The following is a 25,321-nucleotide window of genomic DNA, read 5'->3' on the forward strand; positions in this document are numbered from 1 at the left end:
CCCTGATTATTCGAGCGAAATCAGCTCAGTCTAATCATTGAGGAGAGTTCAGAATGAATACATTTGTTGGTGAAACTTTTACCATGCATCAGATTATCAGTCTAAAGCAAGTGGTGTTCTTTACAGGTATTAGCCGTGCCACAATATACAAGCTCATAAACGCTAAAATGAAGTGTTATGACCCTACGTTTCCAAAGCCAGTGCATTTAACCACAGGTCGGGTTGGTTGGTCAGCTTTAGAAGTGCATCAGTGGATTGAGAGCAAGTTGAATAACCGTTGAATGCGTGTATATGGGAGCTTTGGCTCCCTTGATGCTATTTATATGTTTTTGGGATTGGAGATAACTTCCGCTTCAATCTTGCTAAGGGGGATAGTTTGATAACATGATTTGCAGCAAATACTTCGCTGTGCCTATGGGAATATATTATAGTTGAAGATATGAGATGCTGATTAAAAGCCTATTCTTATATTTGGTTCATGTGTGTTTGCTTAGTAGGTTATTAATATTATTATGTTTATAGTTCATTCACTTAATGATCTTTATAACATATTCAATTAATAGAGTTCATACATGTATGCTTTATTAAGTTTATAACATGAACAGTTCTATTCTGCACTTATGGAGTAATAGTAAACCTTCTACCAATACCACTAGCTAGTATCTTAAATAATTGTATTACATAGCATATAAGCATTCTGAAGAAACATAATTACCTAAAGATACTAACAACGTCAAACACACTTAGCTAAAAATGATTTACCCGTAATACAAAACATATTTCACCTCTCTTATGTAGCGTCATACCACATAGGAGATTTAACCATGGCAAACTACCCAACTTGCAATCACTCAAAACTATTAATTGACATAGAAGCTTTTGTTGAACAAACCATTGATTACTCTGGCAATATAGGATGGGAACGCTTTAGGCAAGAGCTAGAATTCCTTATTCATGAAATAGATTTTGCATACGACGATAACCTTTGGTACTCAGCCTATTTTCAAGCCATTCTTGAGCTAAAGAAGCAAAACACCATTAATGGAAAAGTTGATTATAAACAGCTCTATGAGATGGAGTTTAATGACATTCAGAATATTTTCTGTACGTTCATAAGACAGCGAGAGATTGAAAGAAAAGATTTCTATCACGCTGAAGAACGAAACCGTGAACAGTTACTCAAGCAGATTGATAATTTAACCCGCCACTATAGCAAGCTCTTATTCGTAAGGGTTGATTTGGCCTATGTGAAAGAAAAGCATGCTGACATCGATATTCGCCTATTTAGAGACGATGTTCAAAAACTGATTAGATATATTCAGGATGGTGACAGGTGTTTTAGTGATCTAGAGGGCTATGCTTGGGCATTAGAGCAAGGGGAGGAAAAGGGCTACCATTGCCATCTCTTGTTGATTTACAACGGTGCGTTGAAAAAACAAGATTACTACTATGGCAATGAGGCAATCGAGCGCTGGAAACAGATAACGAATCAAGATGGCTATGGCTTTAATTGCAATAGCACGGAGCATAAAGAGCAATTCAAAAAGTTCGGTAAACTGGGTGTTGGGATGATTCATCGAAATGACCAGAAAGAGGTTGAGAATGCGAAGAATGTATCTTCCTACTTGGTGAATCCTGAAAAGGACAATCAGTACTTACGGGTTAAGCCGCTTAGAATGCGTACCTTTGGCATGAGTAGATATCATCGTAGTGACCGTCGCTATCGAGAGCGTGCTTAGTTTAGAAATAATCTTAAATACATACCATCTAGATGAGAAACATCTTCTCTTTATTGGCTTAGCGTAGCGTTAGGCCTTTTCTTATTCCAGAGGTATACCTTATGCAAATCAATTGTCCATATTGCCATTCAGAGCATGTGATTCGTGTTGTACAAAATAGCGGTTCACAGGCTGGCAACCAGAGTCTGGTATCGTCAGCATCATTTGCCACGATGGGGGCGGCATTATCTAAAACTTTGCCTGTGTCTCCTCTCATTGGAGGAATTGCAGGAGCCGTAGTCGGTGGTTTTTTAGGTTCAGTATTTGGTTCAGCTCCAACTCAAACTGTACCATCTTGCTTTCAATGCCAGCATTGCGGATATTCTTTTTATTGAGGAAGAATAAACAATAGGGAGGTAATACCTCCCTACGCCTTTAATCAAGGCTATGGTCTTAATGGGACTAATTACATTGTACAATTTGTGGGTCAGTAATGTATGTTTCAAAATACAATTGATGTTCGACATTCATCACAGGCGTTTCTTTGGCACTAAAATGAATACAGTCTCCTTTTTTTAATTTTTCAAGGATGAAGTTCTGTGCAACAGAAGTGTAATGTAGATCGAACTTGACAGGGCCTGTTTGGGTATTCAAAAGTAAATCATAATCTCCTGTCAAAACTGGTTCCACTACCGTGAAAGTATAACTATGTCGATACTCCTCAGAAAAATGTTCTGTCTGGTTTTGTTCCGATGCTACGCGAATGGGTTCACCATCCTGAATTAGTTCTGCTGGATTAGGTATTGGTAATCGCGTTGTATCTTTGGCATCAATCAGTTTTTCAATTTCAACATCAATGTGGTCCCCAAAATCGACATCTTTATAATATCTGGAATCTCTCTGAAACCACCGTAAATAAAGGTTAGGGCGCTGCTTTTTAAGATATTCAATTTTCTGATCAACCAGAAGCAGAAGTTCTTGGTATCCTTCCTTTCCGATTTCAGTTACAGCCCTTTGTTTCTCTTCAATTAATTGTTTTCTAAAAAGTTTTGTTGCCACAATAGCCTTTTGAACACGGATATCGTTACAACTGACAGAGTTATCTGCAAAGCATTCTTTTGCCTGATAACTTAATTTGGCATGGTTGACTTCATTGCAGCCAGCCAACAATATGGCTAGGGAAATGGTGTAAGTGAATTTCTTCATGATTTTTCTCTATGGATATGGAGATGTCAGGGACATTTAAGTTTTTTAGACCTAATCGTTATGATCCAAACTTCCAGTCTCCTTGATTGGTAGATACAACCACTTCAATAATTTTGTTTCTACCACAGTTGCTTGTATCCACTGACATCATTTGTCCAAAACCAAGCCGTATCGGAGTATTTATTTTTTGTATTAAAGGGCAGTTGCCACGATTGACTGTAACATTTGAAATGGATACGTCATCAACAAGTGATTGAACCTTGATCATTGATATGAATGAGTGAAGCGGATTTTGCTCTAAGGCAATTTTGACTGGAGCAGTTGTTGGTATTGTAGAAGGGGTATTGTTTGGGTTTTCTGAATTATTGTCACGCTCAATGATATTAAAGCAAACTTCATTTAGTGTGGATTCAATATTGGAGCTTTGCTTATTCCATGAGAGTTGTTGGTTATCACAGCCATACACATCATCTACGTGATTGTCTAAGAAGCGTATATTCCATGTGTAAAGAAAAAGGTCTTCAGATTGCTGACGCAGAAATCTGACATTATCGACTGTAAACGCGGTATAGCGATCAGGATATTTTTGATCAAGCAGATATTGTAGGGTTCCTTTACCATAGGTTGCAATGTCACTTTTGCCCTGATCAATGAACTGTTGTGAATCAGATGTATTGGCATTAACCGCTTCGGTTTTAGTTGTATCTGAAGATTCATTTTTAGAACATGCTTGCATTAAACAACCCACAAGTAGGGTGACGATGATTTTTTTATTCATGTTGATACCTAAAACTTGCACATCCATCTGTTTCTCAGGTAAGGATGTGCTGATTGTTATTAATATGTCGTGAAAAGATTTTATTGATTAGGCTTTGGGTGATTCACCATACATGTTTGTTGATGGATTCCCTTCTTGTGTGGCCCAGAACAGAAGCAAAAGAATTCCTACGATTGGTACAAGGGCGATTAACATCCACCAGCCTGAACGATCAATATCATGTAGTCGTCTCACGCTAACGGCTATGTTAGGAATTAATGTGACCAGCATAGCGATGGTTGCCGCATCTTCACTTATAAAGCTAAAGGCCAGACTCATTACCACACAAAACAGCTCGAAGTACCAAAACTCACTACGTCTTGCTCGACCTTTAAAATCTGCAAATTTCTTAAAGCAGGTGAAAATGGCCTGTTGATAGTTTGTAAGAATAATTTCAACCTTATTGGTTGTTTCTTTTACTGAATCATGTTGATTGCCATTTGCAAAAGTCGGAGAGGGTACAGGTGTTTTTGTTTGTGGAATGATTGCAGGCGTTGTCATGAACTCAAGATAGACACCTATGGCTTGTCCTTCTGTATTTACTTCAAAATCAACCTCATTACCACGGACAGGTGCTTGTTGTTCTTTCCACTCACTGCCTGCAAAGTTGTAACGTTTCTGATCTTCGCCAATGATAATTCCTGTATTGGTTTGGATCGTAAAATCTAAAATTTTGCCTTTCATTGTTGTTTCCTTATTCTGCTTAGTCTTGAAGAAATATCTAGAAGTTAAAAGTGAATTCACCCTGATCGGTATCTACCGTGACTTCTCGAACTTGCTCCATGTCACAACCTAAGACAGCTTTCATTACTTGCCCAAACTTAAGGTTAGGATTCTGATAGACCCCAAAAGAAATAGGGCAATTGCCACGATTGATTGAAACCCTGTTAATACGGACCTGATCCACGGTGGACTGAATGTGGATATAGTTGTAATAGAGAGCGGCATATTCACCCTGATATTGATAGGCTGGGTTTTCTTCTAGGTTGATGTTGACGCTAATCGGGGTAGATTCATTCAAACCACAGGCAGACAAACCCCAAAGCATGCACAGGATGCCGAATATTTTTTTCATGGCGTAATGACTCCCACCTGATGGAACAGGCAGTTTTAAAAAGCTGAAATTGTTATGTACAAAAGCCTTGTTATAAATTGAGGGGTTTAATGCTAAAAACTTTATAGCTCAATGATTTAGTAATTTGAATTTTATCGACGAAGGATCGGGCAGATGCCCAAGAATAAGAATGCAGATTAGTCATGATTGACTCCTTTTGATTTAGAAAGAGTCCTACCAACTTACTGCTAAATAATGGTGGCAAGACTAAAAGGGTTAGCAGACTGGTACAAAAGGGAACCAGCGCACGCAAGCGTGCCCCTCCTAGCCTCACCATAAAGGCGTGACTTAAGAGAACGCACAAAAACCAATATAGCGTTTGTTGTGCGCCTTTTGTAGAACGGTCTGCTAAAACCGACTGGCAATTTAGGCCAGCACGTGAATGATAATCTGTGAATAAGGTCACGTCAATTTACTGATTCAGAAAAATTAAATGATGAGTCAAAAGTATTTAAATAAATTTCAGATATATACCATCTAAGTGAATCAATGCATTCACACGCATTTTAATGACTTCTCATTTTGGCCTGCTGCCCCAGCAGGCTTTTTTTATGCACAAAATCTGAATTTGAAGTAATTCAGCATCGACTTTAATAAGGAAAACTTTATGGCACATCAACTTGAACAAATGGCGTATGTTGGCGAAACCCCGTGGCATGGCTTAGGTAATTCACTCGCACAGAACCAACCGATTGAGGTTTGGGCACAACAGGCAGGCATGGATTGGCGGATCGAATCCTCCAATGTAAGTTACATGGCACAGAATGAACGTGGACAAAGCATCATCATGCCTTTTGAAGAACAGCGCGTTCTATACCGTTCTGATACTCATGCACCTTTATCCGTGGTGAGTCAACGCTTTCAAGAGGTTCAGCCGATGGAGATTTTACATTTCTATCGTGACCTGACTGAACAATCAGGCTTTGAACTGGAAACGGCAGGGGTACTTAAAGGTGGAAAGAAATTCTGGGCTTTGGCTAAAACTGGACAAAGTTCTAGTTTAAAAGGCAAGGATGTCAGCAATGGCTACATTTTATTGGCAACCGCTTGTGATGGAACACTTGCCACTACTGCACAATTTACCAGTATTCGCGTGGTCTGTAACAACACCTTGGCAATCGCTCTACGTGGTCAACAAAGCAATTCAGGAGTAGTGAAAGTGCCTCACAGTACCAAGTTCGATGCAGATAAAGTCAAACATCAACTTGGTATTTCAGTCCGTGCATGGGATGAACACATGTATGAAATGAAGCAACTCAGTCAGCGTAAAGTCACTCAACAGGACGCTGCTGCCTACTTCGATGCAGTATTTAACAACACCAACTTGAGTATGGCTGAACAGGATGAAAGTATTATTCAGTTCTACCGTAATGCTGCAATTTCACAAAATAACTCTGCCAAAGCCGACAATAAAACTGAACCAAACGGACGAGCTATGTCTAAAGTCATGACCATGTTTAACGGACATGGGCGAGGGGCCGAACTCAGTTCTGCTAAGGATACGGCTTATGGATTGCTCTGCTCGATGACGGAGTTTGTCGATCACGAACGAAGAGCCATGAGTACCGATCATCGTTTGGATTCAGCTTGGTTTGGCGCAGGTGCAGCCATTAAGCAGAGAGCTTTAGAACAAGCCCTTAGACTTGCTGCTTAAATGATTTAGCCTAAGCAGAACATAACCCTAATTGAATTTTACTGAGCTGCATCTTTGGATGCAGCTTTTTTATGCCGCCAATTCCATTTTTACCCGACTTTTATATTAATGCAGGAATAATCATGAACTCGAATATCCAGATTCAAAACACTTTGAACAATCCGCCGCTACAACATTATTTACCTAACCTCAATCAACCCAATCAGCAGGTTGAAGTGGGAACCAGAACCAAGCGAGAGCGACCGAACACACAGCCACGCAAAACCAAATCGCCCACAGCCAAACGCCTAGCCAACACCAAACAGTTGAATTACCAACAATGGTTAGAAGTCAGAAAACAGGGCATTGGCAGCAGTGATGCAGCAACCGCTTGTGGGCTCAATCCTTACATGAGTATGTTGGAACTGTGGATGATTAAAACAGGACGGATGCAACAAAACATCGAAGATGAAAGCGCAGGCTATGCACCTTTGTACTGGGGCAAACAACTTGAACCATTGGTCGCTGAATATTACAGCATGCACACCAACAATAAGGTGCGTCGAGTCAATGCTGTGCTACAACATCCTGATGTAGATAAACACTTTATGTTGGCGAATTTGGATTATGCCGTGGTGTGCAATGACGAAGTTCAGATTTTAGAGTGTAAAACCGTAGGTGAATATGGTGCAAAGTTATGGCGAGACGGTGTGCCTTTATATGTGCTGTGTCAGGTACAACATCAGTTAGCCGTGACAGGCAAACAAGCAGCACATATTTGTGTCTTGATCTGTGGACATGAAAGCAAGATATTTAAGGTCACACGCAACGAAACTGTAATTCAGCACATCATTAATGCCGAACGTCACTTTTGGCAATGTGTTGAGTCGGGTATTCCACCCAGTGTCGATGCTTCTGATTCAGCAGCCAAAGCCTTGCAGCAACTCTACCCTGAGCAAATTCCATTATCAGTAGAAGACCTCAGCCAAAATGAACAAGCTAACTATCTATTTAACCAGTTGTTAGAGGAGCGGCATAAGGTTGAACAACATCAACAGTATTTTGATGAACTGAAACATCAATTACAAATGATGATGAAAGATGCAGAGCGAGCGGTATTTACAGGTGGTTCTGTCACTTGGAAGAAATCACAAGACTCAATCAGCCTAGACAGCAAATCTCTTCTTAAACAGCATCCTGAATATCTACAGCAGTTTCCACAAACCAAAGTAGGAACACGAAGATTTCAAATTTATCTGAATGGTGGATAACGTGACCTAAGAGTTCCTCCAAATTCAAAAACGACAAAAGCCGCCCCTGTTCTTCCCGAGGGAAGAACAATATGGACGGGCTTTTGCTGATCGATCACATCTATTTATTCAATATTTCCAATGTTTCACATAAAGCAGTGAATCAGTAAGAAAATACGAGAGGACATACCTATGATTAAAGGTTTAGCTATTACCCCACCTGTGTTAGGTCGTATCAGTATCGGCAAGATCGTAGAAAAGAACGGTAAACGACTGCCTGAAAAGGATGACCAATTTACTATTACTAGCCAAATCCAAAATAAGGATGGTTGGGTCAAACATCCACTGGATGAACAACTACGTGCTAAAGCACCGAATCAAAACCAAAAATTGAGAAGCATTCCAGTCCGTATGATCTTTAACGATCCTGAGCTAAATCTACGGGCAGAGTACAGCCTATTTGATCGTCAGACTGGACGCTTGATCTGCTCAGGTAATGGAGAAACTTGTCAGCGATTGGGACAAAACGGCATTGAACAACATCCATGTCCATCGCCTGACTTATGTCCACTGGCACAAGGTGGGCTGTGCAAACCCTATGGCAGACTCTATGTGAATTTGGATGAATCGGATGAATTTGGCACATTCATCTTTAGAACCACAGGCTTTAACAGTATTCGGACACTGGTAGCACGGCTAAGTTATTACCATGCAGCTTCAGGTGATTTGCTTTCATGCTTGCCATTGCAACTGACTTTAAGAGGTAAAAGCACTACACAAAGTTATCGTACCCCAATCTATTACGTGGACTTGACCTTACGTGATGGAGTGAACTTAAGTGAAGCCATTGCTTCAGCTAAACAGATGGATGAACAAAGCAAGGCAGCAGGGTTTTATCAGGAGGCGTTAGATCATGTGGCACGGCAGGGTTATGGCAATGCCAGTTTTGAAGTGGGAGGTGAAGAGGGGTTGGATATTGTTGAAGAGTTTTATGCAGATGAACCAAAACCAGAGCAACATCAGCAAATGCATGACCTGAGCCATGTTCAGGATATCCAGAAAGGGTTACAGCAGTCAGTGCAGGCTTTGAACTAGTAAAAATAATTTCTTACGGAATTGACCTATTGTTTGAGCGAAATGCGCTCGCTTCATTGATTAGGAGAAAAACATCATGAATGCGTTCACAGGTCAAACTTTTCAGAGGAATCAACTTATTAGTATTAAAAACGTTATAGAGTTTACAGGTGTAAGTCATTCGACGATATATGAAATGATGGATGAAAACTCGCCTTACTATGATCCAACGTTTCCTAAGAAAATCACGATCTCGCAAAAACGTATTGCTAGGTCAGCTTAGGAAATTCATCAATGGATTGAAGCTAAGTTAGCTAATCGTGAGTAGGAGAGCTTCTGCTCCCTATTTTTTTCAATTGAATTATTTTTTTGATAAAAATATAAATTAGAGTTCAATCACAAAGATTGGAAAATAAATTCCAGAATAGATAGGCTCACATTTTTTTGGGAATTATGGTTATACTGAGAAGAACTTTAAATAATTTTATCAATGGATTATGGGTAACTATATTCAATTAAATCGTAGATTCTCACCAGTATTGTCAGATCAAAATTTTGATGTGTCTAATTTAGATTATTCACTAAATATGAAGTACGGAGAAAAAAATAGTTGGGACGATTTGTTAACTGAATATAGATGTGTGATTTTGGCTGAAGCTGGTGCAGGAAAAACTAAAGAATTTGAAGAGTGCGCTAAAAGAATTCAAGCAGATAATAAATACGCTTTTTTCATTCGAATAGAAGATATTGATACTGATTTTGTCGATGAGTTTGAAGTTGGTGATGAAGATCAATTCAATGAATGGCTAGCCTCTACAGATCCTGCATGGTTCTTTTTAGACTCAGTAGATGAAGCCCGCTTAGTAAATCCAAAACAATTTCATAAAGCTATAAAAAAATTTGCAAAAAAGATAAAGATTGCTACTCAAAGATGTCATATTTATATTTCAAGTCGCCCTTATAGTTGGGGGTTTGAAAGTGATGAAGAAATTCTTAATACGGAACTGTTTTATGGGATCAAGGAGGAAAAATATAAATCCGATAAGAATGAGAAACTAAAAAGTGGACTTAAAATTTTTACTCTTTCTCCTTTAACTGTCGAAGATATAAAAAAATTTTGTGAAACTAGATCGGTAGAAAATATTCCAGTTTTACTTAATCAAATCGAAAGATATGATCTGCTAGAATTTGCTGAACGGCCTTTTGATTTAGAAAGTATTGTTGATAAGTGGAGAAATGAGGGGGCATTGGGTTCTAGATTAGAAATTATTAAATATAATATTAATCAAAGATTAGCAGATAGACATGACTCTAATAGACGTAATATCAATATAAGTCCAGATAAACTTGCCCAAGGAGCCCAACGTCTAGCAGCTGCGGTTATATTAACCCGTAAAGCTAGTATTAATGTACGCTCCTCCAATCTCAATACTAAAAACTTAGATGCTACTAAAGTCCTTCCTGATTGGACTGATGAAGAAATATTTGCTTTATTAAGTTGCGCTATTTTTAATGATATCGTATACGAAGCAGTTCGTTTTAGACATAGAGATATTCGAGAGTTTCTTGCAGCTCAGTGGTTTTCAAATTTATTAAGTGGGGATGATAGACTTTCAACAGAAAGACTTTTTTTTAGAGAGCAATTTGGTGAAAAAATTGTAGTAACTTCACTTCGATCAATACTTCCTTGGCTAATATTGTTGGATGAAAAAATTTGTCAAGATGTAATGAAACTCCAACCAGAAATTGCTTTTGAAAATGGTGACCCTGCACATTTATCATTACATGTACGTAGAAAGCTTTTTTCACAGTTTGTAGAAAGAATTGCAAAGAATCAAGATGATCGAACAATTAGAGATAATGACTCTATTGCAAAAATTACTGATTTTGATTTAGAAGATGAAGTTTTATCACTAATAAAAATTTATTATGATAATGAAGATGTTATTTTCTTCTTAGGACGAATGGTCTGGCAAGGAAAGTTTACTAAATGTCTTTCTTTACTTACATCCATTGCGCTTGATGCTAAAAGAAATATGTACTCTAGGAGAGTATCGATTCGCGCAATTATGGCATGTGGGGAACGAGAACAAAAAGTCAATCTTTGGACTAATTTAAATCAAGGCGGGAAAAAACTAGATAGACAGTTAATTGTAGAACTTGTCGATGAAATTGATCCTGATCAAGAGTTTATCAGTTTACTCATAGAGTCTTTAAGAAATGCAACTTTATATAAAAGATTTGAACATAGTGGGTTAACTGCGGTCTTAGAGAAATTTGTACAGAATCTTGACGCTATATTAGGATGTGAGTTGCTTATTGGTATAGCTGAACTGTTAACTTCAGAACCTTTTTTTAATACAAGAGAATACAAAATATCGAAAGAATATGCTTGGATTTTAAAAATAGCTTTTCAAATTATTGAAAAATTAATTAGAGAGCGTAATCCTTTAGTACTTGAGGATAGGATAATAGAAATACTAATTAATGCTACAGCTCTAGAGCATCAAGGTGATTTTGATGATTTTAATGAAAAGAATAGACTGAGAGAAATTATACCTACATGGTCGGAGCTTAATGATAAGTTATATTGGAATTCAATTGAAATAGCACGCCAATATTTACTCCAAGAAGAAAAGAATAGATTAACTGATGATTGGGTTGTTTCATGTCTATGGCACTTTTGGGAGTTTAATAATGATAGTTTTGATAGATTGTTAAGTTATATTGATATTAAAGATTGTGTGGATGATAAGTTAGTCTGCTTAAATCGAGCATTTATAATGTATTCTCAACAGAATAAACCATTTGAAATGTTAACCAAAATACAAGAGGCATGTAAAAGCCATTCTCAACTTATAGATCAGTTAACAAGTCTATTAATACCTGTACCCGTTCAAAAAAGTGATATGCAAAAAAAAATCGAAGAAGATGTAATAAAGCAAAAGGCTAAGCGTAAGAAAAAAGAATTAAGAGAAAAAAAAGAAAAATTAGATTGGATTCAAAGATTAAAAAATAATCCTGAGCAACTTACGAATTCACCTCATATTTTAAATGGTGAATTAACAAACAATCATCTTTGGTTGATGCGTGAACTTGATTATGGTGGAATATCTACAGACCGCTATGGATATCAGAATTGGGAAGACCTAACTCCTGAGTTTGGACAAGAAGTAGCACAAGCCTATCGTGATTCAGCTATACAATTTTGGCGAGTTTATAAACCTAAATTGCATTCAGAAGAAGCTTTAAAAAAACACAGTACACCTTGCGATCTAATATTTGGTTTAATAGGGTTGGAACTTGAGTATAAAAAGGATCCTGAATTTTATAACAGATTAAATTCAGATGAAATCACAAATGCCTTAAGGTATTTTTCATGGGAGTTAAATGGTTTTCCGTCATGGCTAGAAAAATTTTATAAAGTTTTTCCAAATGAAGTTGTTGAAGCTATAAACAAAGAGGTAGTATGGGAACTAGGATCATCAGATCCTGAAGCTGACCAAAACTATAATCATGTCTTGCATGACCTTATTTATCATGCGCCTTGGATACATACGGATATAGCACATAAAATTTTTGAATGGTTAAAAGAAAATTCAAAATTACTTCATAAAGACACTTACAGATATGCAGTACAAATTTTATTAAATTCTGACATTCAAGAGTCAGATTTTAGTTTACTGGCTCAACAAAAAATTAACGAATTAAGTTTACCTGAGCATAAGGCATGGTGGTATGCACTTTATGTAGATTGCGACCCAGAAGAGGGAATATTATCCTTAACTACTTGGTTGGAATCATTAGCTATTGAAGATGCTATACAGGCATCTCAAGTTTTTATTTGTCAGTTGATGGGTAAAAGAGATTCAATAAATGGAAAAGCAGGAAATAATAAGTTTAAAGAGGTTAAGTATTTAAAGAAATTATATTCTTTAATGCATAAATATATAAAGCTAGATGATGATATAGAGAGAGCTAATTTAGGAGTATATTCACCTGGTCTTAGGGATGATGCACAAGATGCTAGAGATTTGATTTTTACATATTTGAAAGAGGTTCCTAGTGCTGAAAGTTATTATGCAATTAAAGATTTATTAAAAGAGTATCCAAGTGAAAATAGACGCATTTGGTTGGAAAAGACTGCTCACAATATTGCCTTGACATGTGGTGATTTAGAACCTTGGAATATTGAGCAAGTATTACAATTTGAAGCATCAGGTAGTATCAATCCAAAGTCACATAAAGAATTATTTGCTTTAGCTCTGCTCAGAATAACTGAATTACGAGATTGGCTCGAAAATGGTGATGATAGCCCTTGGCTTACTTGGCAAAGAGTTGAGCAAGAAACAGAGATGAGAAATCTAATTGCTGGAGAGTTAAGAAAAAAAGCACAATCTAAATATTCAATTTCTCAAGAGAATGAATTAGCAAATAGCCAACGAACTGATATTAGGTTTGATAACCCTACAGTAAACAGTCCAGTACCAATTGAATTGAAAATTCTAGATAAAGGTTGGAGTGGGCAAAAACTATGTGAAAGACTGAGAAATCAATTAGTGGGGGATTATTTACGTGAGTCAACTGCTGGTTGTGGAATATTTTTATTAGTTGCCCAAGACACAGATAAGACGTGGGAAATTAGTGGTAAGAATGTTGGCTTGAATGAGTTAGAGTCAGTCCTTCAAGAGTATTGGTATAGTATTGCTCATGAGTGGATTGGAATAGATTCTATCAAAGTTGTCGTCATTGATTTAAGTAAAAGAAAATTAGTTGCAACTACATAGTTCTTCAAATCTACTAGCTCAAATTTGATCTACAAACGGCTTTGTTGCACAAAGCTATTCTTGAAGGTTTCTTCAGCAATATAATTTCCAGATGAAGAAGCCTGCACCTAAAATCTACCGTACAACCAATTGGTCCTCGTATAACCAAGCTTTAATCAAGCGAGGAAATATTTCAATCTGGTTTGATCCCAAGACCCAATGGTATGCACAGCCACAAGGCAAGCATGGACGAAATCAAACTTATTCCGATACAGCGATTCAATGCTGTTTAATGATCAAATCTCTATTCCGTCTTTCTTTACGTATGGTCACTGGCTTTGCTCAAAGCTTGATTAAACTCTGTGGTTTGAATTGGACAGCACCAGATTACTCCACCCTCTGTAGACGACAAAAGCATATTGATATTACGATAAGCTATCAGAAAAGTCGTGAAGGACTACATCTATTGGTAGACTCAACTGGCTTAAAGTTTTTAGGCGAATGCGAATGGAAACGCAAGAAACATCAGCCTGAATATCGTCGGCAATGGCGTAAACTGCATATTGGTATAGATGCTAAAACCTTGCAAATACGAGCTGTGCAGCTCACAACAAATAATTTCAGTGATTCACAAGTCTTGGGTGATCTGCTAAATCAAATCCCATCTGATGAACTCATTGACTCTGTCTATACCGATGGAGCCTATGACACGAAATTGTGAAGACAAGTGATTTCAGATCGTCATGCACATGCCGTAATTCCTCCAAGAAAAATGCAAGGCCATGGAAAGATAAGAAATGGGGATCTTTAGAAAGAAATGAACTATTGAAAACAGTCAAACGGTTAGGTAGGTCACTTTGGAAAAAGTGGTCTGGCTATCATCGGCGCAGTTTGGTTGAAACTAAGATGCATTGCATCAAATTATTGGGCGATAAACTCAATGCTAGGAACTTTCAAAGTCAAGTGAATGAGATTCATGCACGTGTGGCAGTATTAAATAAATTTACGGAATTAGGCAGACCTAACACCTAAGTTGTGCCTTGAATTTGGTAGGACTTGGTGAAATCAGCCTTTAAAAGGTTTGTGCAACAAAGCCGTTAAAGTTTAAAAATAACTATAAGTGTAAAAACTAAATTATTTTTTACTTATTATTTATAAGTGACTGTGCTTAATAGAGAAATTTATACTTTGAACGGTAACATTATTGTATAGTAACAGACTTTGATAAAACAAATTTATAAAAAGGGGGTGCAGTACATGGCTAAGGTTTTCATTAGTTATGCTCATAAAGATGAAGAGTTCAAAAACTCTCTAATTGAGCACATGTCCTCACTTAAAAGATCGGGATTGATCGAAGAATGGAACGATAGAAAAATTGAAGCGGGGAAAAACTGGAAAAATGAGATATCTGATAATTTACAAAGTGCAACAATCATTCTCTTTTTAATTAGTGCGAGTTTCTTAGATTCAGATTATTGTATAGAAATAGAAGCAAAAACAGCCTTAGAAATGCATTCTGAAGGCAGAGCTTTATTGATTCCAATAGTTATTCGCCCTATTTATTGGGAGCATTCTGAATTCTATAAATTACAGGCTTTACCTAAAGATGCTAAGGCTGTAGCAACATGGGAGAATGAAGATGAAGCTTGGCTAGATGTAATACAAGGTTTGAATAGGTCCATCACTAATTTTAAGCCAGTTACAATTATGAACAAAATAATAAATAGTGACATTGATAACGAAATAGGTCCAACAACACAAATTAAAGATTGGTTAAATGATACTGAAATTACTTTGACACATAGGAATGTTAGTAAAATAAATTTAGAGCAAATTTTTATTACGCCAGATGTTGAAGTTAAACAAGAAAAAAAGAAAGATGAAATTAAAACCTATTATGATGCAAGTGAAGTTTTAGAAAAATACAGTGAAATTTTAATGGTTGGTGAGGAGCAACAAGGTAAAACTTCACTTCTAAAATACTATTATAAAAGCCTTTTGAAACAAGGTTGTTTGCCACTATACTTGAACGGTCCTGATGTTAAAAAAGCTAATCTTAAAGAGGTGGTTTCAAAAGAAATTAAGAAACAATATGTTAATTTAACATATGATGATTATTTTAATTCAGGAAAAACTATACTATTTTTAGATAATGTTGACCAAATTGGATTAAATAATAAATTTAGAGATTTATTTCTTAATGAATGTAATGAATTGTTTTCTAAGAAAATTTATACAGGACCTATTGCTTATCTTTTAGTTGCTAACGATATAGAACCATTATTTGGATTTAGAAAAACTGAAATTATTGGCTTAGGTCATAAAAAAAGGGAGCAATTAATTCAAAAATGGATATCCTTAGGTGTAGAGGAGACAATATGTGATAAGGAGTTATACGAAAAATGTGATGATCTTAAGGAAAGAGTAAATACAGTTGTAAAAAGGAATATTGTCCCTCCTAAACCTATTTATATATTAATGATATTACAAATGTTTGAGGCACATTCTAAGCTTAATCTAGAGCTATCATCACATGGACATTGTTATCAACAATTAATCTATCAATCATTTGAAAATGCAAAAATTAATGAAAGAGAGTTTGATAAGTATTTAAATGTTTTAACTGAGTTGGCTTGGACAATTTTCTTAAAAGATAGTGATTTAAATGAACATCAATTAGATGAATTTTTTATAAATTATGCCGTAGAATTTTTAAACATAGATCATGATACTATTTTAGAAAAATTAAAAAAACATTCAATATTAGTTAAAAATGGGTTTCTTACTGGTTTTAAGTATCCATATATATTTTACTTCTTTGTAGGGAAGAAGATTGCAGAGTCCTTTTCTGAAGATGACAACTCAAAACTTAAAGTTGATTTTCTAATCGAAAATATGCATCGAGAGGACTTTGCTAATATTTTAATATTCATTACACATCATACAAAAGATGCATGGGTGTTGGAAAAAATTAATATGGTTATGAAGTCATTATTTAACTCTAATGATGAGGCCTCTTTAGAAAAGAATCAACTTGTCTTTATGGATGAGTTTATGAAACAAATACCTGAATTAATTATTGAACAAAGAGGAGTTCAAATTGAGCGGGATAAGTATAATGACAAATTAGATTTAGTTGAGAGATCTAACGAAAACTCAAGAGATTTTGAAAGTGAAGAGATATCAAAAGATATACTTGCTAATATTAATAAAACTTTTAAAGGAATGGAAATTTCAGGACAGATTATTAGAAACCGACATGCATCATTGAAGCGATCAGCCTTACAAGAATTGGCTACTGAAAGTATTAAATCAGGTTTAAGATTTTTACAATATTTTATTACTATTACGGATATTGCGAAGAAAGAAATAGTACAAGTAATAGCTTTACAGTTAGCTGAAAATCCTTCTCTTACAGATAGAGAAGTAGAAAAGTTGGCAGAAAATGCATATGTACATTTAACTTACAATGTAATGCAAGGAGTTATAAGGAAAATTGCAGCATCAATTGGTTCTAGAGATGCTATGCAAGTTTATGAAGTTATTAAAAATGAAAATGAAACACCTGCATTAATTCTATTAACTCAATGTATTAATTTACATTTTAATAAAAAAATTGATATTGTGAAAGTTGAAGGGACAGCTGAAAAATTAAAATCAAATCCTGTTTGTTTTCGGATATTGAAGGAATTAATAGTTCAGCATATATATATGTTTCCTACCGACTATAAAGAAAAGCAGCAATTATCTGAGTTGCTTAAACTTCCAGTACAAAAACAAAACTTAATTGGGAAAAAACAGAAAACTTTAGCTTAAATATAAAAAAGATCTTGTTATTTTTTAACAGGATCTTTTTTATGTCTTTTCTTGCGATCCATTGGGTATGTTCACTAGAAAAGGCATTTTATGCATCACTGACAAATGATGAAAAATCATTTTCGGTTAGAATATTCTTTGATTGGCTCTTTATGGTACTAATTTCGTGAGCAGCTAAAGCATATGATGCAGCTAACTCCGAAAATCTTTTTGCTTGCATACATGTTAAGATGATCCTAGTCAAAATAATGGACATATAGTCCCTCTAAAGGTAACGTAATATTAACCTTGGAGATACAAGAAATGGCTAAACACTTTAGTCCTGAATTTAAACAACAAGCTATAGAGTATGCACTGGCAAACTCACATGAACCATTAGCGGCCATAGCCAGAAATTGAGTATGGGTTATTGATAAATGGGTACGCAAAACGAATCTGGGTGTAACTAGCAAATGACAACTTACGCCAGAACAACAACGTATTGTTGAACTTGATAAGGAAAACAGACAACTCAAGCAAACCAATGACATTCTAAAAAAGGCGCCCATGTACTTTCTGCCAGCCGAACAAGTCAAAAGAAGTACACGTTAATACGCGACTTAAGTTTGAAAGGTACAAGTGGTATTGTTGCTTATAAAAGTCTTGATGCAAGTAGATCTGGTTATCATGCTTGGTGCGGCAGGCAAGTAAAGACCGAGCAGAAGTACCATGATCTCAAAACGGTGTATTGGCAACATCATGCTCGTTTGGGGGCACCGTCAGTGGTTTATGACATTCGTGACCTTGGCTACAGTATGAGTGAACGTACGGTAGGAAGAATGCTCAAGCATTTCGGATTACGCAGTAAGATTTCACGTAAATATAAACATACGATCGATTCAAATCATCGTTGCCTACAGCTCCAAATTTGTTGAATCGCCAGTTTACAGTCCTTTAACCTAACAAAGTTTGGACAACAGATATAACCTATATCCGTGCCAAGCAAGGATGTTGTATTTATGTGTGATGTTGTATCTATTTAGACGTCGTATTTTGGGTTGGAAAGCTAGCCATAGAATAGACCGTTAATTGGTATGTTATGCATTTAATTATGCATTGGCTCGTCAGTTACCCAAAGAGTGTGATGGTGCATTCGGATCAAGGCTCACAGTACTGTAGTCGTGATTTTAAAGCGATACTATTGACGAATGAGTGTATTCAGAGAATGTCTCTCAGGGGAAACTATTGGGATAATACTATAAGCTTCTTTAACACGTTAAAATGACATGTTATTCATGACAGCAACTTTGCTACACGGCAAGAGGCTAAAGTGGTACTGTTCGAGTATATTGAGATTTACTACAATCGAATGAAGCGACACACTGCAAATGGCTGGTTAAGTCCAGAAACTTTTGAGCAGAAATATTTTAGAGCTTTAGAGGGATCTACTGTCCACAATTCTGTCTAGGATCATAGGGAATTAAACGCTTTTATCAATAACTAATTATTGAATACACCTTGAAAAATAGAAAAATAAACCAATATATTTTTTTTTATACAGAGAAAATTTTTATGGCAAATCATGCTGTTTTTATTAGTTATGATCATTCTGAAGATGTTCACTATAAACGTTTACTCGAGGCTTGGGATGCTAATAGTAATTTTGATTTTCAATTTGAAAATCACAGTGTTCGTCAACCAATTAATAGTACATATGCTCCAGCAATTAAAACAGCAATTACTAAAAAGATGCAAAATGCCTCACATCTTTTGGTGATTGTTGGTGCAAAGAGCTATACCAGTAGTTGGATTGAGTGGGAAATTAATAAAGCTAAAGAATTAGGTTTGAAAATAGCAGCTGTAAAAATCAATAGCACTTATTCAAGCCCTACAAATTTACTAGGTTGTGGTACATCTTGGGCAACTAGTTTTACCAAAGATAAAATTATTGAAGCACTAAATAAAGCATAAAAATACGAGTAGTAAAAATCATGTCAGAAAAAATTTGTTTTGTTGTAATGGGATTTGGAAAAAAAACTGATTTTGCTACAGGGAGGGTATTAAATCTAGATGCTACATATGAGCATATTATTAAGCCAGCCGTAGAACAAGCAGGATACAGATGTATTCGTGCGGATGATATCAATCATAGTGGCATGATTGATTTGCATATGTATCGAATGTTACTTATTGCTGATTTAGTTATTGCTGATATTTCCACTACGAATGCGAATGCTCTTTATGAATTGGGCATTAGGCATGCATTAAAAAATAAGACAACAGTTATTTTAAGTGAGGATAAAACACCTCTTCACTTTGATCTAAATCACATTGCTACAATTCAATATGAACATAGTGGTGATGATATTACTACGACTGAAAGTCAAAGGATGATTACTAGACTAACTCATGTGATTCGAGATGCAACTGTTAGACAGGATCCAGATAGTCCAGTTTATACATTATTACCAAAGTTAAGGATGCCTGTATTAGATTCCGAAGAAATAGAAGCAATTATTGAAGAAGCTCAAACAATAGATAATACATGGAGCACACTTCTTGGAGATGCTGAACGTTATATAAGAAATTCAGAATTTGGAAAAGCTAAAGTAAATTTTGAAGAAGCTCTAAAATTAAATCCCAATGATAGTTATTTGACTCAAAGACTTACATTGGCAACATATAAGGATGAACAACCCAACAAAGTTGGAGCATTGATGGAGGCTATGCAAATACTTACAAAGCTAGATTTTAAAAACTCAAATGATCCAGAAACAACGGGTTTAGCAGGTGCTATTAATAAAAGGCTTTGGAATGAAACAATGAGTATTCATTTCTTGGAAGAAGCTATCGTTGCTTATAAAAGAGGATTTATACTTAAACGAGACTACTATAACGGTGAAAATTTGACTTTATGTAACTTATTAATGAGTGAACAGCAAGTTAAAGGATCTAATATTGAAACGTATCACCTAGTTGAAGCTTATAAAGTAGCAAAAGATGTGTTGCAGACTGTTAAAAGAATGTTGGAAATAACTTCTTCAAGCCAACGAAGTGATTATAAGTGGATATTAGCAACTACAGCTAAGCTTTCTTTCTTCTTGAAAGAAGACCATTTAGCTTATGAAAAAAGTTTTGAAGAATTAGCTGATGAGTGGGAATTAAGTAGTTATCTAGAGTCTAAAGACGTCTTTTCTAAATTTTTAGAAAACTAAAATAATTTTCAGGAGTCATTTTAATTGTATAAAAATCGCCATAATGTATTCATTAGTTATCATGATAAAAATGATCGTGAGTACAGAGATACGTTTGAAAAACTTTTTCATGATACTTACGATTTGCTTATATCAAAATCTGTGCAAGATGGTGATATTGCCGAGAATGAACCAGCAGACAATGTACAACGTATCATTAGAGATGATTATTTAAGAGATTCTACTGTTACAGTGGTGCTAATTGGAACAGAAACATGGAAGAGAAAACATGTTGACTGGGAAATAGCTTCAAGTATAAGGAAAACCAAGTATAGCTCTAGATCGGGTTTAATAGGTTTACTCTTACCTAGTCGCGCTGATTTTAAGTCCGAAGGATTTACAAGAAATACGATTCCACCAAGGTTGTATGATAATCAGAAATGTGGTTATGCTAAAATATACAATTGGAGTACGAATCCTGATTTTATTCATAAAATCATTCATGAAGCATTTCTTCGTAGAGATGAAGTACTTCCTGTAAATTCTAGAACTTTATTTGGGAATAATAGATCTAGTGATAAGTGGGAAGACTAGAAAAATTGAACCTGTAAATTATTTTGTGTAATTCTCTTTGAAATGCTTCAGTCTTGATGGCTGAAGCATGGAGTTTATGCGATGTATTCTTTATGTAACACAAAATTCAGCCCAATCAGCCATTAGACCTTTACGTTTTTCTAGATAAGCTCCACGTAGGTAAGCAGCTTCAACTTCATCTGGTAATTTATGCGCAAGTACATGCTCACAGACTTCTCTTGGATATTCAGTTTTATCGGCTGACCAATCACGGAACGTAGAGCGGAAACCATGTGTGGTAATCACTCGATTTTGTTTAGGATCAATATAGCCTAAGCCATTTTCTTTAAGCTTTTGTTCATGCAGCCGTTTGATTAATGTGGTTAATGACATATCAGAAAGCATTTCACCACTTCGTGGCGCAGGGAAGATGAAATCTTGTACTTGAGTATGATCTCGGATTGATTCAAGCAAAGCAATCGATTCTTGGGATAGAGGAACACGATGTTCCTTTTCCGCTTTCATTCGTTCTTTAGGAATGATCCAAACTTTATTCTTAAAATCAATTTCCTGCCATTTTGCCCCGAAAATCTCACCAGAACGACATGCAGTTAAAATTGTGAATTCAAGTGCTTTTGGTGAAATTCCCTTTTTCTGTCTTAGATGATAGATGAACTCAGCAACCTGTTCATAAGGTAATGATGGATGTGGGCGTGATTCCTGCTTTAAGTTACCTAATATAGGTTCAAGATTACCTTTCCATTCGGCAGGATTATCCCCCTCAAAATATCCCATAGCCTTGGCATAATCAAAAATGGTCTCTATACGACCACGAATTCGTTTGGCCGTTTCATTTTTTTCAATCCATATAGGTTCTAGTACAGCAGCTATATCGACTTTGGTAATATTGCTAATACTAAGATTACCCAGCGTTGGATAGATATAGGTTTCTAGTGTTGATGACCATTGACCAATATGCTTTTCATTTTTGAGTTCACGGGTTTTATTGGCAATAACGACTTTTGCACACTCAAGGAATGTTTTATTCCGTAGTTGCTGAACATGAAGCTTTTCAAGCTGTTCTTGTTTGTATGCAATAGGATCAATACCATTTCGTATTTGTAACCTTAGTTCGGTGGCTTTGGCACGAGCTTCAGCTAAAGAAACTTCAGGATAGGGGCCAATGCCGATATCACGGCGATGCGATTTTTGCTTACCATCCTTATCAAGGCGTTTACCAACTACCGCACGCAAAATCCAGACACGTGAATTGCCTTCGATATTTAAGCAAAGGCCATCAACACCCCCTACAGAATGGCGACCAGTCTCTTTGATTTTTGCTACACTGAGAGCAGATAGTTCTTTAGCTTTCTTTGGCATGATCTTTTATTTACCCCACAACCTACCCCTCTTAAAATACTGGAAATAGATAGATTAGACAAGACGTGGTTAGACTGCTATTATTTTAAGTTATTGAAAAATATATTTTTATAATATTGAATTAGACGACGTGAGACCCTTGTTATACGGACACCGCTTCCGCCAAATTCAAGTTTCTGACACTGTTTAACACGATATAAGTTTATGATTTATAAGGTTAAAGTTGGAAATTTACAATATGACAAGCCGTGACGCACTACGCCAATCGGGTGTTATAAAGTAGTAAAAAATGCAGTAAGATTATATCTTACTGCATTTTTTTATTTCTGAACTATGGCAACTCGTGGAATCAATAAGCTTAGTGCTTTACAAGTTAAAAAAGCTAAACCTGATCCTGACAAGATGTATAAGCTGTCAGATGGTGGAAATCTTTATCTACGTATTGATCAAAGTGGTAGCAAGTACTGGATATTCAATTACACACGTCCGTTCCTAGGCAAGCGTAATGATTTATCTTTAGGTACTTACCCTGAAGTTTCCTTGGATGATGCCCGTACGATTCGTGATGAATATAAAAAACTCATCAAGCAGGGTATTGATCCAGCAATGGAGCGGATTGAAACCAAGTCTCAGAAACAGAAAGAAGCAGAAAACACCTTTCGTATCGTCGCTGAAGCATGGTTGTATAAACGTGAGCTAGAGCAAAAACAGGATGAAGAGACGATCCGTCGTTTAAAGCATGATGCTTATCCCTACATTGGTGATTTAACCTTTCCACAGCTTACCTTAGAAATTCTTGAGATTAAGGTATTTAAGCGCATTATCGAGCGTGGTGCATTGTCTGTTGCCAAACGCCTTAAGTCGGACCTCAATCAGATATTTAAATCAGCACGTAAGAAAAAGCTGATCCAGTATAATCCCATTGAAGATATTGAACTGCCAAAACCACAGGGTGGAAACTTTGCAGCCGTGACAGAAGAGCAAGACCTAGCTCCAATGTTAAATAAAATTTGGAACTACTCCAAACTTTATACACGCTGTTTGCTGACCACGCAGGTGGCGTTAAAAATCTCTGTGCTGACATTTCAGCGACCTGGGGAGATCCGCAAGCTGAAAAAAGAGTATTTCTATCGTGATGAGAGATGCTTTAAATTTACAGCCAGTAAAACTAAGCAACTTCATATTGTGCCATTGTCAGATCAAGCCTTTGGCTTGATAGAGTCAATTATTGATCTGCATCCATACAGCGAATACATCTTTGTGGGGCGGGATGGTAAAACCTTTATTTCTGACAATACCATCAACTCCGCTTTAAAACGCTTGGGTTATGGTGGTGAACAAACAGCACATGGCTTTAGGGCAACTGCACGTACCATGTTGGATGAGATTCTAGAGCAGCGTGTGGACTTTATTGAACACCAGTTAGCCCATAAGGTAAAAGACAATAATGGTACAGCTTACAACCGAACCAAGTTTTTGAATAAACGCCAAGAGATGATGCAAGAATGGGCTGATTATTTAGATTCTTTAATCAACTGTAAATAAGAGGTATATGTGAGCTTTTCTTTAAAAAAATTAAACGAAGAAATGTATTCGAAGGCCTATGTCGTGGGGATTATATTATTGGTTGTATATGCCTTATTTCATAGGCTGATTTATTCGGAAATACTTCTTTTACTTGGGGTTCTAGTTATTGAGGTCGGTTTTGTTTCATGGGCTGTTCAGTTTTATGTAAACAAAATAAAAGGTAAGCCTTTTTATACTTTTTCTTTTGGTATTGTAAATCTTTTTATTCTATGGTTTTCAAATGTTTATGCACATGAGTTGATTGTAAAGAGCTTGGGCTTACCAGCAGAGGATTTTACTCTTACACTTCATTTATTAGTGCTTATTTGTTATATCCCATCAGCAATAGTTTTTACAATTCTAGCATTTTTCTTGGTTTACTTTTTAATTGCAATATTACTAATGTTTAAAATGTTAATTGAGCTATTGAATAGCTTCATTCATCCTTTTTTAGTAATATTTGGCTTGAAGGAAGTTAATTTTATTGCAAAGAAAGATCATAAGCTTATTTTACATTTTTTTGCTTGGGGAATTACTAGTTTATTCTTGATTGGAATATTTGAATTTATTGTTAAAAATCAATCATTAACTTATCCTATTATTAGATATATTGCTTATCTAGCAGATTATCAACAGCTTCATAATTATCCTCAAGTTGATAAAGATATGAAAATTAAATTACATGAAAATGGCTTTGTTTCAACTATGGAAGGAAGTGGTCAGAATCTTAAAGTTATTGTAAAAAAAATGGATGATTAAGAGCCTTATAAAAGTATTATTGTGAATAAAAAATAGCCTGTTATGAGACAAGCTATTTCAATTTATGCAGCTTTAGATATTTTCTGTTCAAGCCAAGCATTGATCTGGTTTTCCGTCCACGTTGGCATACTGGCGGTTAAGTATGTCGGTTCAGGAAAATCACCACGACGAATCATCTTCCAGAAAGTCGATTCCGCAACATTGAGTAAGCCTTTGGTTGCAGGCTTATGAGACAGCCGACGTCTGCGACCACTACGATCCACATAGTCCTTTGCTGGACGTTCAGGATAGTTGACCAAATCTCTAACACGATAACGATGCTCTAGCATAGTATATGATTCCAGTAATAAATTGACATTTAAGTTATGAATCTAATTGGCTAGATCCTTTCTAACTTGCTATGCCGCAATCATATCGATCCATGTCCATGATTTTAATAATTCTAGTTAAGTAAAGATTTACTGTACTATAGTGAT

The 25,321-nt window shown here is 36.0% G+C and carries 21 protein-coding genes and 2 pseudogenes; 16 read left to right on the plus strand and 7 right to left on the minus strand.

The features are described from left to right. Nucleotides 1–53 precede the first annotated feature (53 nt). The 3 genes from F903_RS08780 (at nt 54) to F903_RS08790 (ending at nt 2,113) form a co-directional block, all read left to right on the plus strand. Complete coding sequence (locus F903_RS08780; protein WP_005196366.1) at nt 54–281, plus strand: helix-turn-helix transcriptional regulator; 228 nt, start codon at nt 54–56, stop codon at nt 279–281. Between the two features lie 543 nt (nt 282–824). Further along, a complete protein-coding gene (locus F903_RS08785) occupies nt 825–1,739 on the plus strand; it encodes a YagK/YfjJ domain-containing protein (RefSeq protein ID WP_005196367.1) in 915 nt (304 codons plus the stop codon). Nucleotides 1,740–1,840: 101 nt separating this feature from the next. After that, a complete protein-coding gene (locus F903_RS08790) occupies nt 1,841–2,113 on the plus strand; it encodes a hypothetical protein (RefSeq protein ID WP_005196368.1) in 273 nt (90 codons plus the stop codon). Between the two features lie 67 nt (nt 2,114–2,180). Here the strand turns inward: F903_RS08790 and F903_RS08795 are convergent, their stop codons facing one another. From F903_RS08795 to F903_RS08810, 4 genes are read right to left on the minus strand one after another with little or no spacing between them, the layout of a single operon-like run. Next, complete coding sequence (locus F903_RS08795; RefSeq protein ID WP_005196369.1) at nt 2,181–2,924, minus strand: lipoprotein; 744 nt, start codon at nt 2,922–2,924, stop codon at nt 2,181–2,183. Nucleotides 2,925–2,982: 58 nt separating this feature from the next. Beyond that, nucleotides 2,983–3,729, minus strand: a complete 747-nt coding sequence (locus tag F903_RS08800) for a hypothetical protein (RefSeq protein WP_005196370.1) — start codon at nt 3,727–3,729, stop codon at nt 2,983–2,985. A 60-nt stretch (nt 3,730–3,789) separates the two neighbouring features. Further along, on the minus strand, nt 3,790–4,425 hold the full coding sequence (locus tag F903_RS08805) for a DUF805 domain-containing protein (protein ID WP_005196371.1): 636 nt from the start codon (nt 4,423–4,425) through the stop codon (nt 3,790–3,792). Nucleotides 4,426–4,462: 37 nt separating this feature from the next. Continuing rightward, on the minus strand, nt 4,463–4,816 hold the full coding sequence (locus F903_RS08810; RefSeq protein WP_005196372.1) for a hypothetical protein: 354 nt from the start codon (nt 4,814–4,816) through the stop codon (nt 4,463–4,465). Nucleotides 4,817–5,462: 646 nt separating this feature from the next. Between F903_RS08810 and F903_RS08815 the strand changes: the two genes are divergently transcribed. From F903_RS08815 to F903_RS08845, 7 genes and pseudogenes are all read left to right on the plus strand, one after another. Continuing rightward, complete coding sequence (locus tag F903_RS08815) at nt 5,463–6,509, plus strand: DUF932 domain-containing protein (protein ID WP_005196379.1); 1,047 nt, start codon at nt 5,463–5,465, stop codon at nt 6,507–6,509. A gap of 122 nt (nt 6,510–6,631) precedes the next feature. Next, nucleotides 6,632–7,759: a YqaJ viral recombinase family nuclease gene (locus F903_RS08820; RefSeq protein WP_005196382.1), complete on the plus strand. Its 1,128-nt coding sequence runs from the start codon at nt 6,632–6,634 to the stop codon at nt 7,757–7,759. 171 nt (nt 7,760–7,930) lie between these two features. Then, entirely contained in the window at nt 7,931–8,833 is a 903-nt protein-coding gene (locus tag F903_RS08825) for a recombination directionality factor (protein WP_005196384.1), read from the plus strand. 76 nt (nt 8,834–8,909) lie between these two features. Then, complete coding sequence (locus F903_RS08830; RefSeq protein ID WP_005196385.1) at nt 8,910–9,095, plus strand: helix-turn-helix transcriptional regulator; 186 nt, start codon at nt 8,910–8,912, stop codon at nt 9,093–9,095. Between the two features lie 214 nt (nt 9,096–9,309). After that, nucleotides 9,310–13,599, plus strand: coding sequence for an NACHT domain-containing protein (locus tag F903_RS08835; protein ID WP_005196386.1), 4,290 nt, complete (start codon nt 9,310–9,312; stop codon nt 13,597–13,599). Nucleotides 13,600–13,690: 91 nt separating this feature from the next. Beyond that, nucleotides 13,691–14,610 (plus strand): annotated as a pseudogene (locus F903_RS08840) (IS5 family transposase). A gap of 225 nt (nt 14,611–14,835) precedes the next feature. Then, complete coding sequence (locus F903_RS08845) at nt 14,836–17,394, plus strand: TIR domain-containing protein (RefSeq protein ID WP_005196388.1); 2,559 nt, start codon at nt 14,836–14,838, stop codon at nt 17,392–17,394. Between the two features lie 88 nt (nt 17,395–17,482). Here the strand turns inward: F903_RS08845 and F903_RS16955 are convergent, their stop codons facing one another. After that, nucleotides 17,483–17,650, minus strand: coding sequence for a hypothetical protein (locus tag F903_RS16955; RefSeq protein WP_005196389.1), 168 nt, complete (start codon nt 17,648–17,650; stop codon nt 17,483–17,485). 47 nt (nt 17,651–17,697) lie between these two features. Here F903_RS16955 and F903_RS16410 point away from each other — a divergent pair. From F903_RS16410 to F903_RS08870, 4 genes and pseudogenes are all read left to right on the plus strand, one after another. Further along, a pseudogene (locus F903_RS16410) lies at nt 17,698–18,841 on the plus strand (IS3 family transposase). A 104-nt stretch (nt 18,842–18,945) separates the two neighbouring features. Beyond that, nucleotides 18,946–19,344 carry a TIR domain-containing protein gene (locus F903_RS08860; protein ID WP_005196393.1) on the plus strand — a complete coding sequence of 133 codons (399 nt, stop codon included), beginning with the start codon at nt 18,946–18,948 and terminating at the stop codon, nt 19,342–19,344. A gap of 20 nt (nt 19,345–19,364) precedes the next feature. Continuing rightward, nucleotides 19,365–20,588 carry a tetratricopeptide repeat-containing protein gene (locus tag F903_RS08865; RefSeq protein ID WP_005196398.1) on the plus strand — a complete coding sequence of 408 codons (1,224 nt, stop codon included), beginning with the start codon at nt 19,365–19,367 and terminating at the stop codon, nt 20,586–20,588. Between the two features lie 24 nt (nt 20,589–20,612). Continuing rightward, a complete protein-coding gene (locus F903_RS08870) occupies nt 20,613–21,161 on the plus strand; it encodes a TIR domain-containing protein (protein ID WP_005196399.1) in 549 nt (182 codons plus the stop codon). A 90-nt stretch (nt 21,162–21,251) separates the two neighbouring features. On the opposite strand, the gene F903_RS08875 is transcribed toward F903_RS08870, so the two are convergent. Continuing rightward, on the minus strand, nt 21,252–22,520 hold the full coding sequence (locus F903_RS08875) for a tyrosine-type recombinase/integrase (protein WP_005196401.1): 1,269 nt from the start codon (nt 22,518–22,520) through the stop codon (nt 21,252–21,254). Nucleotides 22,521–22,853: 333 nt separating this feature from the next. Here F903_RS08875 and F903_RS08880 point away from each other — a divergent pair, with 333 nt between their 5' ends. Both F903_RS08880 and F903_RS08885 read left to right on the plus strand, forming a co-directional pair. Next, on the plus strand, nt 22,854–24,065 hold the full coding sequence (locus F903_RS08880; protein WP_005089480.1) for a tyrosine-type recombinase/integrase: 1,212 nt from the start codon (nt 22,854–22,856) through the stop codon (nt 24,063–24,065). Nucleotides 24,066–24,074: 9 nt separating this feature from the next. Then, nucleotides 24,075–24,845: a hypothetical protein gene (locus tag F903_RS08885; RefSeq protein WP_005089481.1), complete on the plus strand. Its 771-nt coding sequence runs from the start codon at nt 24,075–24,077 to the stop codon at nt 24,843–24,845. A gap of 62 nt (nt 24,846–24,907) precedes the next feature. Here F903_RS08885 and F903_RS08890 read toward each other — a convergent pair whose 3' ends face one another. Then, nucleotides 24,908–25,174: a helix-turn-helix transcriptional regulator gene (locus tag F903_RS08890; protein WP_005089483.1), complete on the minus strand. Its 267-nt coding sequence runs from the start codon at nt 25,172–25,174 to the stop codon at nt 24,908–24,910. Nucleotides 25,175–25,321: the final 147 nt, after the last annotated feature.

Source organism: Acinetobacter sp. NIPH 298 (assembly GCF_000369505.1).
Lineage (GTDB): Bacteria > Pseudomonadota > Gammaproteobacteria > Pseudomonadales > Moraxellaceae > Acinetobacter.

What these genes read in the sequence shown, in the direction of transcription:
- F903_RS08780 (WP_005196366.1), top strand. Translation starts at nt 54, where the DNA reads ATGAATACATTTGTTGGTGAAACTTTTACCATGCATCAGATTATCAGT.
- F903_RS08785 (WP_005196367.1), top strand. Translation starts at nt 825, where the DNA reads ATGGCAAACTACCCAACTTGCAATCACTCAAAACTATTAATTGACATA.
- F903_RS08790 (WP_005196368.1), top strand. Translation starts at nt 1,841, where the DNA reads ATGCAAATCAATTGTCCATATTGCCATTCAGAGCATGTGATTCGTGTT.
- F903_RS08795 (WP_005196369.1), bottom strand. Translation starts at nt 2,924, where the DNA reads ATGAAGAAATTCACTTACACCATTTCCCTAGCCATATTGTTGGCTGGC.
- F903_RS08800 (WP_005196370.1), bottom strand. Translation starts at nt 3,729, where the DNA reads ATGGATGTGCAAGTTTTAGGTATCAACATGAATAAAAAAATCATCGTC.
- F903_RS08805 (WP_005196371.1), bottom strand. Translation starts at nt 4,425, where the DNA reads ATGAAAGGCAAAATTTTAGATTTTACGATCCAAACCAATACAGGAATT.
- F903_RS08810 (WP_005196372.1), bottom strand. Translation starts at nt 4,816, where the DNA reads ATGAAAAAAATATTCGGCATCCTGTGCATGCTTTGGGGTTTGTCTGCC.
- F903_RS08815 (WP_005196379.1), top strand. Translation starts at nt 5,463, where the DNA reads ATGGCACATCAACTTGAACAAATGGCGTATGTTGGCGAAACCCCGTGG.
- F903_RS08820 (WP_005196382.1), top strand. Translation starts at nt 6,632, where the DNA reads ATGAACTCGAATATCCAGATTCAAAACACTTTGAACAATCCGCCGCTA.
- F903_RS08825 (WP_005196384.1), top strand. Translation starts at nt 7,931, where the DNA reads ATGATTAAAGGTTTAGCTATTACCCCACCTGTGTTAGGTCGTATCAGT.
- F903_RS08830 (WP_005196385.1), top strand. Translation starts at nt 8,910, where the DNA reads ATGAATGCGTTCACAGGTCAAACTTTTCAGAGGAATCAACTTATTAGT.
- F903_RS08835 (WP_005196386.1), top strand. Translation starts at nt 9,310, where the DNA reads ATGGGTAACTATATTCAATTAAATCGTAGATTCTCACCAGTATTGTCA.
- F903_RS08845 (WP_005196388.1), top strand. Translation starts at nt 14,836, where the DNA reads ATGGCTAAGGTTTTCATTAGTTATGCTCATAAAGATGAAGAGTTCAAA.
- F903_RS16955 (WP_005196389.1), bottom strand. Translation starts at nt 17,650, where the DNA reads ATGTCCATTATTTTGACTAGGATCATCTTAACATGTATGCAAGCAAAA.
- F903_RS08860 (WP_005196393.1), top strand. Translation starts at nt 18,946, where the DNA reads ATGGCAAATCATGCTGTTTTTATTAGTTATGATCATTCTGAAGATGTT.
- F903_RS08865 (WP_005196398.1), top strand. Translation starts at nt 19,365, where the DNA reads ATGTCAGAAAAAATTTGTTTTGTTGTAATGGGATTTGGAAAAAAAACT.
- F903_RS08875 (WP_005196401.1), bottom strand. Translation starts at nt 22,520, where the DNA reads ATGCCAAAGAAAGCTAAAGAACTATCTGCTCTCAGTGTAGCAAAAATC.
- F903_RS08880 (WP_005089480.1), top strand. Translation starts at nt 22,854, where the DNA reads ATGGCAACTCGTGGAATCAATAAGCTTAGTGCTTTACAAGTTAAAAAA.
- F903_RS08890 (WP_005089483.1), bottom strand. Translation starts at nt 25,174, where the DNA reads ATGCTAGAGCATCGTTATCGTGTTAGAGATTTGGTCAACTATCCTGAA.